The 14644-nt window shown below is 53.2% G+C and carries 16 protein-coding genes; 3 read left to right on the forward strand and 13 right to left on the reverse strand.

Annotation, left to right across the window (positions count from 1 at the left end):
* Positions 1-21: 21 nt before the first annotated feature.
* The 5 genes from ACFOWX_RS02255 to ACFOWX_RS02275 all read right to left on the reverse strand — a co-directional run bounded on the left by ACFOWX_RS02255 (position 22) and on the right by ACFOWX_RS02275 (position 4617).
* Positions 22-786, reverse strand: coding sequence for a TIGR02186 family protein (locus tag ACFOWX_RS02255; protein WP_381420860.1), 765 nt, complete (start codon positions 784-786; stop codon positions 22-24).
* On the reverse strand, positions 783-1697 hold the full coding sequence (locus tag ACFOWX_RS02260; RefSeq protein WP_381420862.1) for a sulfite exporter TauE/SafE family protein: 915 nt from the start codon (positions 1695-1697) through the stop codon (positions 783-785). The genes ACFOWX_RS02255 and ACFOWX_RS02260 overlap by 4 nt, the downstream gene beginning before the upstream one ends.
* Before the next feature lie 106 nt (positions 1698-1803).
* The gene (locus ACFOWX_RS02265; protein ID WP_381420864.1) at positions 1804-2748 is read right to left on the reverse strand and encodes a hypothetical protein; all 945 of its coding nucleotides are present in this window, start codon (positions 2746-2748) and stop codon (positions 1804-1806) included.
* A gap of 196 nt (positions 2749-2944) precedes the next feature.
* Positions 2945-4339: a glycosyl transferase family protein gene (locus ACFOWX_RS02270; protein WP_381420866.1), complete on the reverse strand. Its 1395-nt coding sequence runs from the start codon at positions 4337-4339 to the stop codon at positions 2945-2947.
* Between the two features lie 29 nt (positions 4340-4368).
* A complete protein-coding gene (locus tag ACFOWX_RS02275) occupies positions 4369-4617 on the reverse strand; it encodes a hypothetical protein (RefSeq protein ID WP_381420868.1) in 249 nt (82 codons plus the stop codon).
* A gap of 16 nt (positions 4618-4633) precedes the next feature.
* Here ACFOWX_RS02275 and ACFOWX_RS02280 point away from each other — a divergent pair, with 16 nt between their 5' ends.
* Positions 4634-4801 carry a hypothetical protein gene (locus tag ACFOWX_RS02280; RefSeq protein ID WP_381420870.1) on the forward strand — a complete coding sequence of 56 codons (168 nt, stop codon included), beginning with the start codon at positions 4634-4636 and terminating at the stop codon, positions 4799-4801.
* A gap of 23 nt (positions 4802-4824) precedes the next feature.
* Here the strand turns inward: ACFOWX_RS02280 and ACFOWX_RS02285 are convergent, their stop codons facing one another.
* Together ACFOWX_RS02285 and ACFOWX_RS02290 are read right to left on the reverse strand one after the other, a co-directional pair.
* Complete coding sequence (locus tag ACFOWX_RS02285; protein ID WP_381420872.1) at positions 4825-5163, reverse strand: hypothetical protein; 339 nt, start codon at positions 5161-5163, stop codon at positions 4825-4827.
* 51 nt (positions 5164-5214) lie between these two features.
* Entirely contained in the window at positions 5215-5739 is a 525-nt protein-coding gene (locus tag ACFOWX_RS02290; protein WP_381420874.1) for a response regulator transcription factor, read from the reverse strand.
* 199 nt (positions 5740-5938) lie between these two features.
* Here ACFOWX_RS02290 and nhaA point away from each other — a divergent pair, with 199 nt between their 5' ends.
* On the forward strand, positions 5939-7225 hold the full coding sequence (gene nhaA, locus ACFOWX_RS02295) for a Na+/H+ antiporter NhaA (RefSeq protein WP_381421071.1): 1287 nt from the start codon (positions 5939-5941) through the stop codon (positions 7223-7225).
* 10 nt (positions 7226-7235) lie between these two features.
* The gene (locus ACFOWX_RS02300) at positions 7236-8543 is read left to right on the forward strand and encodes a hypothetical protein (protein WP_381420876.1); all 1308 of its coding nucleotides are present in this window, start codon (positions 7236-7238) and stop codon (positions 8541-8543) included.
* 40 nt (positions 8544-8583) lie between these two features.
* On the opposite strand, the gene ACFOWX_RS02305 is transcribed toward ACFOWX_RS02300, so the two are convergent.
* From ACFOWX_RS02305 to sucC, 6 genes are all read right to left on the reverse strand, one after another.
* Positions 8584-8877: a hypothetical protein gene (locus ACFOWX_RS02305; RefSeq protein ID WP_381420878.1), complete on the reverse strand. Its 294-nt coding sequence runs from the start codon at positions 8875-8877 to the stop codon at positions 8584-8586.
* Positions 8878-8955: 78 nt separating this feature from the next.
* Complete coding sequence (locus ACFOWX_RS02310; RefSeq protein ID WP_381420880.1) at positions 8956-9876, reverse strand: energy transducer TonB; 921 nt, start codon at positions 9874-9876, stop codon at positions 8956-8958.
* 126 nt (positions 9877-10002) lie between these two features.
* A complete protein-coding gene (locus ACFOWX_RS02315; RefSeq protein ID WP_381420882.1) occupies positions 10003-10932 on the reverse strand; it encodes an electron transfer flavoprotein subunit alpha/FixB family protein in 930 nt (309 codons plus the stop codon).
* Complete coding sequence (locus ACFOWX_RS02320) at positions 10932-11675, reverse strand: electron transfer flavoprotein subunit beta/FixA family protein (RefSeq protein ID WP_381420884.1); 744 nt, start codon at positions 11673-11675, stop codon at positions 10932-10934. The genes ACFOWX_RS02315 and ACFOWX_RS02320 overlap by 1 nt, the downstream gene beginning before the upstream one ends.
* A gap of 161 nt (positions 11676-11836) precedes the next feature.
* A complete protein-coding gene (locus ACFOWX_RS02325; RefSeq protein ID WP_381420886.1) occupies positions 11837-13045 on the reverse strand; it encodes an endo-1,4-beta-xylanase in 1209 nt (402 codons plus the stop codon).
* A gap of 31 nt (positions 13046-13076) precedes the next feature.
* A complete protein-coding gene (sucC, locus tag ACFOWX_RS02330; RefSeq protein ID WP_381420888.1) occupies positions 13077-14285 on the reverse strand; it encodes an ADP-forming succinate--CoA ligase subunit beta in 1209 nt (402 codons plus the stop codon).
* Positions 14286-14644 lie beyond the last annotated feature (359 nt).

Genomic DNA, 14644 nt, shown 5'->3' on the forward strand with positions numbered 1-14644 from the left:
TAGGGCCGCGTAACAATTTTATCAAACGCGCCGGAAAATGACGCCTGCAAGCCAGCCGAGCCCCAACGAGATAATCACAGCAAGCAGGCCATAAAGCAGGGAGTATTTATCGGCCATCACGGTGATAAATTGTTCAAAACCGGTTTTTTGAATCTCAATTTCCACATTATCATCAGCGACAATAACGCGCCCATTTCGGATAAGCAGCGTCTCTGCCGTATAGGTGCCAACCGGCACGCTGGAGGGAATGTCCAGATAGGCGCGGTAGAGCACATTGTCGGTGATTTCGACCGCTCGGTCCTCTTGGCGGTATAGCCCCTGCCGTTGGTTCAAATCGACAAGCCCTTGAATGAATCGGCGTTGTTCCGCCCCGACAATCTCGCCGCTTGGCGATAATTGCATACGCTCCAGTCCCAATTCATAAATAGCAGCGGTTTTTGCATCCACTATTTTGTTCAGCGGGCGCGATGAAGCCACAGCATAATAGGTCGGGACCGAACGAAAATCATTGCTTTCGGCATTGACCCATATGCCCGCTATCTGTTGTTTTTCGCGCAAGGTGATCGCCTGCGTTGGGCCGCGCAGCACGATTGCGACGTCCACCTGACCTGTGGGGGCAACACCGCGCGGATAGATAATCGCACCAAATAACAACAACCTCGCGCCGGTAAAGCCGGTTTGAATTTTAATCTGCCGCTGCGACACATCGGGAACCAGCTTTGGCTCGACGGCCGATGCTGACCCGGGCAAGAGGATCAACAGGGACAGGATAATCAACCGGATCATAACGGCGATACCGTGTAAATTTCATCCGGTTGCCAGCCCAGCCCCAACGCCATACGCAGCGCCACCAACAAAACCACACATGACAATGCCAGTCGTAAATATTCCGGCTTCATTTTTTGTGCAAAACGCGCGCCAATTTGCGCACCAACCACACTGCCGAGCAGCAGCAGCACCGACAACACAATATCCACCGCCTTTGTCGTCAGGCTGTGCATCATGGTGGAGGACATGGTCACGAACAATATCTGGAACAGCGAGGTCCCCACCACGACCTGCGCGCCCATGCCCAGAAGATAAAGCATCGCCGGGATCATAATGAAACCGCCGCCGACGCCCAGCAACATGGTCAATATGCCGGTCAACACCCCCAGTAATAATGGCGCAAGCGGGGAAATATATAATCCCGATTTATAAAAACGCCACCGCATCGGAAGGTTGGCGACGAGCGGGTGATGGCGTCTTTTGCGCGGTGGCAGGGGTTTGCCGCTGCGGCTAGCCCTGACCGCAGTCCAGCTTTCTTTCGCCATCATCGCGCCAATGCTACCCAGCATCACCAGATATAAAATGTTGATGACGGTATCGATCTGTCCCAATTTTTCGAGCAGCGCGAACAGGCCGGCTCCAGTCAACGTGCCAAATACCCCGCCGACGATCAATATCGCTCCCATTTGGAAATCGACCCCGTCGCGTTTCAAATGCGCATATACGCCCGAAACGCTCGCCCCTGTAACCTGCGTCGATGCCGATGCCGCCGCAACCGTCGGCGGAATTCCGTAAAATATCAGCAACGGCGTCGTCAAAAATCCGCCGCCCACGCCAAACATGCCCGACAGCATACCAACGCCAACACCCAAGAAGATGATGACGAATGCGTTGACCGAAAGATTCGCAATAGGAAGGTAAATATCCATGTTCCGCGACCGCTCTAACCCGATTTTGCGGCGCAATAAAGACGCAGCGCGCCGTTGTTGCAATATATCTGTGTGTATTTGCTACTCCGCGGATGAAAACCGATCGTTAAAATCCAGTCGACAGCGTCAAAGCGGGGCCGCTTCCCGGTTGAGCATTGCCGCCGACGCGAAAACGCCAATCGGCATGCAGGCGAAGCGGAATATCAGATAGGGATGCGTCCAGCCGCAGCGTGGGGCCGATATCGATCCGCTGTGTTCCGCGCTGTCCGCCCGCCCATGCACCAGCGCCAATTGCGACGCCCAATGGCTTTGAAGTGACCAACGGTTTTTCCAATCGGGCGCCTGCGTCAAAAAATGCGGAGGACGCACGCGGTGTTGAAGGTAGCGCCTTAACATAGCCCATTTGCGCAAACCCGCTGGCGCGTATATCGGCGGCAATCGCCACGTCATCGATGGAGGTTGCCACATAAATTGCAACCGCATCGGCGCTGCGTTCGCGCATTCGATATTCTGCGGATAGCGAAACCGGCAGGGCGCGGCTGGGCCGCCAGCGCAGACCTACGGCTGCTTCACGGTCGCCGCCTCGCACAGTTTCAGCCGCCAAACGGGTAAGGATCATAAGGTCTGAATTTGTGCTGTTATTCAATTTATAGGTCGCGATGATCCCGCTTTGACTACCGCCATATTGCCCTTGTGCCGCCAAAATATTCCGCTCTTCGCTGGCCGCCAAACGCCAATAGCTATAGGCATATATTTGCAGCTTATCGGGCTTAATACTGGGCTTGTTTCCTGCCTGATTATCGAGCCTATCTTGCCCAGTCGGCCGTTCGATATTGATCAGCGTCGCGGAGCCCGGCGGCGGGCTGGCTACCGGCGGGCGGGCGGGCGAGCTGGACGAAAAATATATGTTTTGACCCGGCAACCCCGCCGTGCCGCCTGCGGTGCGGGCCAAAAGCGAGATGGTCGGGGATGCTGTGCTGCGATCTGCCGCCCTGCCAAACGATACCGCATCGGCGGGCCACCGCATGGGAGCCGGTAAAGCAAGCCCCATTCCATTAGATGCCTGGCCACCTGTATATTCGCCATAAGATTGCTTTATGGGGGCCGACGGGGATTGGTGATCTCTATCTGGCGTGCTGGCAATCAGCGCCTGTGGGCCCGGCTCATTGCCGAAATTGCCCGCTATCCGCATCCCTACCCAAAGACACAGCAGCGCCGACCAAAATATTAAAGGCCGCCCGGTCCGTTCAGCCATGGCGGTTCATTTCTGGAAAATGGCTGTGCTCCGTTTTGTCCCAACTGAGCGGACGCCCGCCGAAGCAATGATAGGCATAATCCATAATCGCCTTACGCGCGGCCATCAACGATATGATGTTGGCGATGAAAATCCGGGGGACTGAGTAAAAAGCCTCGGCCCAGCCATATAGCCGTCCAACAAAAAAGATTCTTAGGGCCATTCGCCAAATCAAGAAGCCGCCATTGATCGTCAGCAGCAGATAGGTAAATGGAGGCAGCCCCGTCCAAGCATATCCGCCAATAATATATGCCAATGCCAATAGAGCGGTCAGGATGATGCAAATATAGGCCGACGCCAAAATAATGGCGGAAAATATCGCCCGCCGGTCGCGCAATATCATCCAATTTTCTGCGATAGTCTTGCCCCAGCCCATCCGGTCCCATCCGGATAGCGATATTCCCATTATCCAGCGTGCTTTCTGACGGACGGCGGCTTCCAATATATCAGGAAAACAGGCGCGGGTGCCAATTAGAACGCCGTCATCATTGACGATCCGCGCCAATATCGTGCGGCCATCTTGTTGCCCAATTTTCAACCCCAGTTCATAATCTTCGGTCAAACTGCCTTCATCAAATGGCCGATGTCCGGTCGCAAGCGCGATCCGGCCCAAAATATTGCGGTCAATGGCACAGCCCACGCCCGCAAGCGGAATAGCAGCACCGATCGCTTCGCGGACCACCAGCGACTTGCCATGCGCTTCGGCAAATTCGTCGCAATAATGGCCGCTAATCCAGCGGGATCCGGCGACGCGAACCGGAATAACGGGCAATTGCACCACATGGTTTTTTTCAATCAACCGGTCATAAATAGTCAGCTCATCGGGATCGACCATGTCTTCGGCATCATGCAGGATTACCGCCTTATACTTATATCCATGTTTAAGCTCATCCGCCGCCATGGCTCGCCACAGATTATTCAGGCAATCGGCTTTGGTGGTTGGGCCGGGTTGGTGACAAATGACCAACTTTACCGCATCATTTACCTCACCGGCGGCGAGCACAGCCGAAATTGTATTTTTGTCATTGGGATAGCAACCGACATATATATTGTGATTGGCGTGATGCACCCAGGCTTTTTGGCATTGGCGCAGCATATCGCCGATCACCGCCGCCTCTTGCCATGCGGCGACAAATATCGCGAGATTCCCTTGCTTATCCGGCTTTGGCAAATCACTAGCCCGCATTGGCTTGACTGTATGATAATAGCGCAGCCGCCGGTAAATGCGGCGCACGATCCAAATAATGTCGATCAGAACATCATCAATTGCACCAATCAGAAACCATATTGCACTGAATAATAGCAGTTCATGCAGGAAAAATTCCGTCCAGACGAAGGCTGCGCCCATGGATCAGCGCTGCCCCCTGCCCAAACGGGTTATTTGCGCATAACCTTCTGGTCGAGCATGATGCCAGCGACCATCACCAACAATATGGGGACGCTCCAAAATTCGATTAACGCCTGATACACGACCGGCGAATAATTCGGTGCCACAACGGTGGCGAAATGGGTTACCAATGCGGCCAGCTGCAGCCCCGCGCACCAAATTAGCCAACCCCGATTGAACCGCATTGCCAAATATAACAGGCATAAGAAGCACAGCAAATCGATCCAAAATATCGCCATATATGTTGATTGCCATTTGAAATATCCTGACGGGATCGCACTGGCCACAGCCGCGCAAATAAAGGTGATGGCGGAATATCGGCCGGCCTTACCCCCAAAAATTGCTGCATATCCGCAGCTTAAGAATAACATTAAAGCAAAAGTTATTTGCAGCAGCATGCTTGACCAGCAAGTTCTGGAGTGAGCCGGCCAAGCATGCTGTGCCGGTCAGGCCGCCACGCGAAGTGGAGACTTGCCCTTAACGGGACCATCGCCGCTCAAGCAGCCAAAATCGGTGACTTGATGGTTGCTGTGGTTGCGCACGATGATCATATGTTTATGAGCAGAGACAAAGCCGCGGCGGCTCGCCATCAATCCGGAAATGCCGTCTGTTACAGCCTCAAGCGCCTTTTGGCTTTCCGCGGCGGGCATATTGGCGGTCCTGCTGGCGCAAATCATCGATTCAGTCAGCGCAGAAAATTTCAGCAAAGCTTCGTCCAACGCTTGGTGAGTTGCGATAATATTATCAGAAACATTTTGCGCATCATGATAGTCCAGCTTGGTCATTTACAACTCCTTTACCTAAAGAATTGCCAAACGCGCGAAACAATATTCAGATTATCCCAAAACCTTCATCAATCCGACAATGATGATCGTCAATGCGCTAATCGACAAGATTGAAAACAGCGCCGTCTTCATTATCGCTGATGCGACTTCCAACTTAGAATAATTATGCTGCTCGCCTCCCAAAACCGGTAACGTGAACCGCAAAAAATTTCCTTCATTGCCCAGTCCAGGAAATATAACCCATTCCCCTGCACCTGATCTGGAATCGCCTGAACTGCCTCCTTCCTGTTCGCTCGGCCCGCTCAATTTGGCCGAATTGGACGGGGTTTCAACAGGCTGTGCTTCGTATACAAAACGTTCGGATACAGGCTTTTTATCCTGCTCGGCGAATATTCGAGCGGCATCCTTGCGGTTTGCGGCATTCAACTTACGCCGAGCGGCATCCAATCGTTGGTCCACCGTGAAGGGAGAAATATTGAGCCGACGTGCGATTTCTTTGGATGTCAGCAATTGATCAACCAGCCGCAGGCACTCTTTTTGCCCCTCGGTCAGTTTAGGCTGTTTTTTACCGGCCATCAGCCATTGGCCCCCCACATCGTTTCGAATAAATTCAATTTGCGCCCTGTCATTTTTAACAAGCCAGTTTTATAACGACTATCACAGCTTTTGCGCAAGAATTTAACAAAATACAAATTGAAATGCTGTTTTGGCACGGATTTGCTTGATCTCAAATGCCCGGCGCGGCATTAACCTTGCCATGAATAATTTATCAAAAATGGCCGAAAAACGTCCCTCCGCCCTACGTGACTTTTTGAAAAGCGAAGCTGCGGGCGGCGTCATATTGATGCTCGCCGCTGCGCTTGCCATGTTTATCGCCAATAGCGCATTTGGCGATACATATCGGCATATATTGCATAATCCATCGGGTCCGGTCCTGAATGATAAGCTGGGACCGATGACCGTTCATTTGTGGATCAATGACGGATTGATGGCCATATTCTTCTTTCTGGTCGGGCTCGAAATCAAACGGGAATTTGTCGATGGCCGCCTGTCCAGCTGGGAAAAGCGCCGCTTGCCCGTTGTTGCAGCCGCAGCAGGCATGATTTTCCCCGCCTTGGTCTTTCTGTTTGTAACGCGGGATATGCCGGAGCTACAAAATGGCTGGGCCATTCCAGCCGCGACCGACATTGCCTTTGCCATCGGTGTTCTGGCGCTGCTGGGGAAAAAAGCGCCAACGTCTCTGAAGTTATTCCTCGTAACGGTAGCGATTGTGGATGACATGGGCGCGGTGGCGATCATCGCGCTTGTCTATACACCGTCGCTTAAAACCGCATGGATATTGGGGTCAGCAGCGATTTTGGGTGTGATGTATTTGCTCAACAAGGGCGGCGTCAAAAATATCCCAGTCTATTTGATATTGTCGGTCATATTATGGTTCGCAGTTCTGCAATCGGGTGTGCACGCAACCATTGCCGGTGTGCTGGCTGCGATGATGATTCCGATCATTGTTACCCCCGGTGCTCCCGATGCCAAGGATAGCCCGCTGCATATCTTGGAGCATGCCATCCATCCATGGAGCGCTTATGTAATCATCCCGATATTTGGTTTTGCCAATGCCGGTGTCGATATTAGCGGCATTGGCCTCGAAGAAATTTTCGCGCCATTGCCGCTGGGCATTGCGCTCGGCTTATTCCTTGGCAAGCAATTGGGTATTTTCGGCGCGGTTTGGCTGGCTGTTAAAACCGGCTTTGCCAGCAAATTGCGCGGCGCGACCTGGCTGCAAATCTATGCGGTCGCCATGTTCTGCGGTATTGGTTTTACCATGAGCCTATTTATCGGCGAACTTGCTTTCCCCGGAAAAGACGCGGCATCGGCGCTGTTGCGGGAAGAGGCGAAAATCGGGATTTTGATGGGGTCGATATTGTCGGCGATTGTCGGATTTTTGATCCTACGCTTTGCACCGCTACATGAACATCACGATAAAATTGAGGCCGAAGAGGCAGGAGAGATTGAAAGCGACGGCGATGTCCAAGGGGTAACCGAACCAGCATTAAAGTTATAGGATGCGGTGCTTGGCTACCTTGGCCGCTGCGTACGCTATCACGGCCTGCGCGCCGGTGACCAAGCCGCCCGCCCAAATTGCTTCGCCGGTATCTGCTATCGATGAACTGGCTGTGCAATATGTGAAGTTGAGCCTCGAAATCGGGGCGCAAGAAGACGGCTATATCGATGCCTATTATGGCCCGGACGAATGGAAACCAGTAGGCGGGAGTCCGCCCAAAGAAAGGGCGCAGCTGCTAGCGGAAACGAGGCAGCTTTTGAGCGCTGTGCAAGATGCCGCAACCCAGTCGCGCAATCCTGATACACTCCGGCGCACCCGTTTCCTTGCAGGGCAGCTGCGCGCTGCAGAGACCCGCTTGCTCATGGCCAATGGGCAAAAATTTTCTTTTGCCGAGGAGGCCGAGCGGCTTTTTGCTGTGCGGCCGCTATTGGAACCGCTGAGCAGCTATGATGATGACCTTGCCGCGCTGGAAAAGCTTTTGCCCGGAGAAGGCAGCCTGTCCGACCGGATAGAAGCTGCGCAGGCCAAGGTAACAATTGCGCCGGATCGGCTGCAGCCTGTGTTTGACCGCGCGATTGCGGAGTGCAAGGCGCGGACCGAGGCTTATATTGACTTACCCGATGGTGAGAGCTTCAAGATGGAATTTGTGACCGGGAAAAGCTGGTCCGGTTATAATTATTATCAGGGCAGCTATAACAGCCTGATCCAGATCAACACCGATTTGCCCATACGGCTAAGCCGTGCGGTCGATCTTGGCTGTCATGAGGGCTATCCCGGCCATCACGCGCTCAACATGTTGCTGGAACAGCGTTTGTCTATCGCCAAAGGATGGCGGGAATTTAGCGTCTATCCGCTCTATTCGCCGCAAAGCCTGATCGCGGAGGGTAGCGCCAATTACGGGATCGAACTGGCCTTTCCCGGTGATGAGAAAATGGAATTTGAACGCGACATACTCGCACCCTTGGCGGGAATAGCCGCAGCAGACGCAGAACGCAGCGCCAAATTGACACAATTGCTTACTTCTTTGTCAGGCGCGCGGTTAACCATCGCACAGCTATATTTGGACGCCAAGATTGGGCGCGAAGAAGCGATTGCGCTGGCCCAAAAATATCAGCTACTTACCCGCCCGCGTGCCGAACAATCGATCCGCTTCACTGAACAATATCGCAGCTATGTCATAAATTACGGCCTTGGGCTGGATATGGTCCGCGCTTATATAGAAGCGGGCGGAGCCGATGTGGCTCTACGCTGGAAACGCATGGAGGCTGTGATCAGTGAACCGACATTGCCCGCCGATTTGGCCGTAGCAGCAAATTGAACTCACGCGGCCTCAATGTCGCTTAATTGACGTCCTGACGCTAGCCCGGTATCTGCAAACCCATTTCAGCAGCGCAGCTTTTCATCGCTTCCATCTGTTCATCGGCGGACGGCATATTGAATTCGGTTTCCGATTTGCCTTCTTTCAACTTGTCCATGGTGCAATTACAGGCCTGCGACGCGACAGCCTCCGGCGCGCCTTTACCAGTTGCGGCCTTCACACATTGTTCCCGAAACTGTTTATCAAATTGTTCGTTAAAACTGCTGTTAAAAGCGTCGCAGCCGGATAACGCCACCACACATCCCAGTGCCAGACAGAGGTTAGAAATTTTCATTTTGAGGTTCCTAATTTCAAGTAGTGGTGAGCCTGTGTGACATATCGGATAGAAAATGAAAAGACCATCGAAGCCGCTTTACGGTTGCAGGCCGGGCAATTGGAATATGACAGTATTTGTCCAAAAACTATTCATTGGCTGGCCAGCCGAGTCGAGCGCTGGTTCGAAACTCGCGCGCTTCATTAAAGACTTACAAACTGCGTCGTCAAATTCCTTTGGACGGGTAGTCGCTTGGATATTGCAGGCACTGGGTTGTCCGTCCGAGCCTACATTTAGTCGAAATTCTACAATCGCGGCTTGTCCGCTGAACAACATATCGCGCGGATAGTCATCCGCGCGCACCCAATTACCAGGGTTACTCGCCGGGACGGCATAACGGGTTAGTGTCCTGTGCTTTTCCGGATCGATGCCCCAGTAAGTAATCAGGTTGTCGATGCATTGGTCCATCGCTGCAAAGGCTTTATCAAGCGGACCGGTTCGCAAAATCACGCTCTGCCTCAATGGCTTACCAATGACCAGTTGTTGCACCGCCGCATAACGATCACTCGGGAAAGCTTTTTCTGTTTGAGGTGACCCGTCATTTGAACTCCGGTAGGTATCAATTTTAGGTCCGGGCAGCGGGCCGATCAGCATGCCGCCAGCCACAATAATAGCAGGATTACCTTTTCCCAATTCGCCGATGAAAAATCCCTTTTCCTGATCCGCTTCTGTGGGACCGAACTGGAAGTGAACTGGCTTTTGCGCGCTGCTCAATTTTACAGGCTTACCCGCGATAGTGAGCTTGAATGTATCCCCGGGGGCGTACCGGCTCGCTACGAACATCACTTCATTGTCTTTGGGACCAAAGGTGCGCACCAGGCGGCAGCCTTCGTCTTTATAATCCACAATCCATTTCAAACTGGGCTCCAGCACCAAGGGCGCTTTTGCGGCAAGCGCAGGAGATGTAACGATCGCTAAGCCAGTGAGCGTAGCAGCAAGGCGCAGAATATATTTACTCATATCCTAAAAATATCAAATGCAAATAATCCTGCAACAGATATTTGATACGGCCAAATGGACACAATAAAAAAGGCGGCTATTACCGCCGCCTTTCTTTGTAATATCCAAAAACCAGCGAGCGGTTGCTTACAGGCTGGCGGTCAATTCCGGTACCGCATTAAACAGATCCGCGACCAAGCCTATATCGGCAACTTGGAAAATCGGCGCGTCTTCGTCTTTATTGATCGCAACGATTGTCTTGGAATCTTTCATACCCGCCAGATGCTGGATCGCGCCCGATATGCCGATGGCGATATAGACTTCGGGGGCCACGATCTTTCCGGTTTGGCCGACTTGATAATCGTTGGGAACATAGCCCGCATCAACCGCCGCGCGGCTGGCACCCACCGCCGCGCCCAATTTATCGGCGAGCGGATAGATAGTGCTTTCAAATGTCGGCCCGTCTTTCAACGCGCGTCCGCCCGATACGATGATTTTCGCACTGGTCAGCTCCGGGCGCTCTTGCTTGGCAATTTCGGCGCTGACAAAGCTGGATAGGCCGGCATCGCCCGACGCCGATACGGCTTCTATTGATGCGCTGCCGCCTTCGGTTGCGGCTTTGTCAAACGCGGTGCCGCGAACGGTAATTACTTTTTTCGCATCCGACGATTGCACAGTGGCGATAGCGTTTCCGGCATAGATAGGACGGGTAAAGGTGTCCGCGCTTTCGACCGAGAGAATATCGCTAATCTGCATCACGTCAAGCAAAGCGGCGACGCGCGGCGCGATATTTTTGCCGTGGCTGGTCGCCGGCGCGAGGAAGGCGTCATGGCTGTCCATCAGGCTGGCCACCAACGGCGCAACATTTTCCGCAAGCTGATGTGCATAAGCGGCATCATCGGCGACATGGACAGTGGTGATACCCGCAACCTTTGCTGCTTCTTCGGCAACTGCGCCGCATCCTGACCCTGCTACCAAAGCATGCACTTCGCCTAGCTTTGTCGCAGCAGTCACAACCGCAAGGGTCGCGTCCTTCATAACGCTATTGTCATGTTCTACATAAACGAGTGTTTTCATTACGCTACTCCCATTTCTTTCATCTTCGCGGCCAGCGCGGCGACATCTTCAACCTTTATTCCGGCGCTGCGCACGGGTGGTTCGGATACATTGGTTGTGGTCAACCGAGGTGAAACATCCACACCATAATCGGCGGGGGTTTTCTTATCCATCGGCTTTGATTTGGCCTTCATAATGTTGGGCAGCGATGCATAGCGCGGTTCATTAAGCCGCAAATCGGTGGTCACGATAGCGGGCATAGACAAAGCCACGGTTTCGAGGCCGCCGTCTACTTCGCGGGTGACGTGCACCTTATCGCCGGACACTTCGACCTTGCTGGCAAATGTGCCCTGCGGACGGCCGAGCAAAGCGGCAAGCATTTGACCGGTTTGGTTGCTGTCATCGTCAATGGCTTGTTTGCCTAGGATCACCAGGCCGGGCGCTTCTTCTTCGACAACTTTGGCGAGCAGCTTGGCGACGGCCAATGGCTCAACATCTTCGGCCTCGATCAGGATCGCACGGTCAGCGCCCATGGCAAGCGCAGTGCGCAGCGTTTCTTGCGCTTTATCAGGACCAATAGAGACGGCCACGATCTCGGTCGCGGTGCCCGCTTCTTTCAAACGGATGGCTTCTTCGACTGCAATTTCGTCGAACGGGTTCATGCTCATTTTGACATTGGCCAGATCAACGCCGCTGCCATCAGGCTTCACCCGCGGTTTCACATTATAGTCGATTACCCGCTTTACAGGGACGAGGATTTTCATCAGCTTTCCTTCTCTTTTTTACACCCGGCAGACATGACAGAATCGAATGCTGTGGGCAATAACGCTAAAGCCCTTATGCATGACGTTAACGTAAACGTCAAGTGTGTTTAGTAGACGGAGGCTTTTGTCCGATTATGCGTGTGACAGCGTTATCGTTGCGTTTAACTGCGCGCGGGTGCTGCGGCGACGGCAGCGACTATTGCATCGTAAACAGGCTTGTTTTTGAAACTGGCATCAAACAAGGTGCAGCGATTTTCCAATCCGTCGGTGCGCGGTTTGAAGCTTTGCAGCCAAGAGTAAGGATCGCAAATGCCCCAAAATAAAATGTCCTTAATCTGCGAATAGCTGAGCGTTACATCCAGATAGGATTTGGCATAATCGGCAACAGCTTGATCGCGCGCCGCAATGTTGCCGGTGAACCCTTGATCATTCACATCCATTTCCGTGATCAACAGACCATATCCCATCGCTGTGATCTCATCCAAAAATTTCCGCCATTCACTTTCCTGACGTGGGGGCGGCGAGCCAGCGACCGTGCGCTCAGTTGTTAAATGCGATTGGATGCCCAGCGCATCAATCGGGGTTCCCCGGCGTTTCAATTCGGTCAGCAACCTAAGCACCGACGCGCGGTGGCCTTCAAAATCTGGCTCCCAACCCATAAAGTCATTATAAACCAGCTGCGTATTCGGCAATAATTCCTGCGCCTTGCGGAAGGCGAAGTCCATCATCACCTCGGTTCCGCCAAAGGCTTTGGACAGCGATGTTTCGGAATAGACATCATTATTATCATAGTTGATCGCTTCATTGACCACGTCAAAGCTTACGATCCGAGTGCCATAACGGGCAATCACGGTTTCCAAATGGTTGGTCAGCAACCGTGCTGCTTCTGTCGCCGGCGTTACGCCATAATCATAGTTACTCAGCCAGTCCGGCGTCCATTGGGGTTGATGCCACAATAAAGTATGGCCGCGCATCGCCATATTTTTGGACTCAGCATAAGCGAGCATATTGTCAAAGGGCGTGAATTCAAAATCGGCGGCGTTGGGGCGAATCGATTGCCATTTCAGTTCATTTTCCGGCACCAGAATGTTGCATTCGGCCTCAAGCAATTTTGCATAATTGCTATTCAGATAGGACCCGCTGGCCGGACCCGCCGCATTAAAGGCTGAGCCGATACGCATTCCCTTCGCAGCAGCGGCATTTTTTAATTTGCCCGCTGTTGCAGCAGGTGGTGACGGTTGAGACGGTGGTGCAGGCGGCGGTGTAAGGGCAACTGGCGGCGGGGTCGATCCAGCGGTTTGGCCTCCACCGCATCCGGTGGCCGCCATGCTGAGTGCGATTATGATTCCTTCCCGCCGCGTGATTTTCATGCCAACGCCTCTCCAGAATGCTCTGAATCAGTTAAGCCGCTTTACGCACCTCCGCCACAATTTTTTTCGCCGCATCGCCAAGGTCATTGGCTGGCACAATCGGAAGGCCGCTATTGGCCAAAATTTCCTTGCCCTTTTCTACGTTGGTGCCTTCTAAACGCACCACCAGCGGGACGGATAAATTCACTTCCTTGGCCGCCGCGACAATGCCGTCGGCGATGATGTCGCATTTCATAATACCGCCAAAGATATTGACGAGGATGCCCTTTACCGCTGGATCGCGCAGGATGATTTTGAAAGCTGCGGTTACTTTTTCTGTTGACGCGCCGCCGCCCACATCGAGGAAGTTTGCGGGAAATTCACCGTTGAGCTTGATGATGTCCATCGTCGCCATGGCAAGCCCTGCGCCATTGACCATGCAGCCGATATTGCCGTCGAGTTTGATATAAGCGAGGTCATATTCCGACGCCTCAACCTCTGCTGGGTCTTCTTCGGTCAAATCGCGCAGCTCAGCCAAATCTTTATGGCGGAACATGGCGTTGCCATCGAAGCCCACTTTGGCATCCAGCACCAGCAATTCATCGCCGTCTTTACCTTCGCAAATGGCGAGCGGGTTAATTTCGATCTGTTCAGCGTCGCTGCCCAAAAATGCCGCATATAGCCCAGCGAGAATTTTCGCCGCTTGCTTGGCCAGATCGCCGTCCAGCTCCAACGCGGCTGCGACCGCCCGGCCATGATGCGGCATCAGGCCCGTGGCTGGATCGATGGTGATGGTATGGATCTTTTCGGGCGTATTATGCGCAACATCTTCAATATCCATTCCGCCCTCGGTCGAGGCGACAACGGCAATGCGGCTGGTCGCGCGGTCAACCAGCAGCGCCAGATAAAATTCATTTTTTATGTCGGCGCCGTCGGTAATATACAGACGGTTAACCTGCTTGCCCGCTTCGCCGGTTTGGATAGTGACCAGCGTATTGCCGAGCATTTCCTTGGCATGGCTTTCGACTTCATCGAGCGAGAAGGCAAGCCGCACACCGCCCTTGGCATCTGGACCCAGTTCCTTAAACTTACCCTTGCCGCGTCCGCCCGCATGAATTTGCGATTTCACCACATATAGCGGCCCCGGCAATTGCTTCGCCGCGGCAACCGCTTCTTCCACGGACATAGCGGCAATACCCTTCGGCACGGCAACGCCATATTTTGCGAGCAATTCTTTGGCCTGATATTCATGGATATTCATGGGAGAGTTAATCCTTGCAATGGAAATTTCTGATTCCGCATAAGCACAGACGCGCAAGCAATGGAAGTAGCAGAGGATATTTTTTTGAACATCCGCCTGCTTGCAAATCCGACAGTGACGGGCGCTCGCATCGCATAGACTAGCGCAGCATAGCTTATGGGAGCAGAGCGTTTGCTGAGGTGACCGCATCATCCGAGCCGCCCGACACGATAGGCAGTGAGGTTTCGCCGTCCAAACTGATACCGCCGATAAAGCGGCCACACGTTCCTACGACAGGATTGGGGAAATTGCTAAAATCGGGCGGCGCATTGAAATGAAAGCTCGCTGTGCCTATATCATAATGAAGCCGTCTAGCTTGT

It is taken from the genome of Sphingorhabdus arenilitoris (assembly GCF_042651485.1).
GTDB classification, from domain to species: Bacteria; Pseudomonadota; Alphaproteobacteria; order Sphingomonadales; family Sphingomonadaceae; genus Sphingorhabdus_B; species Sphingorhabdus_B arenilitoris.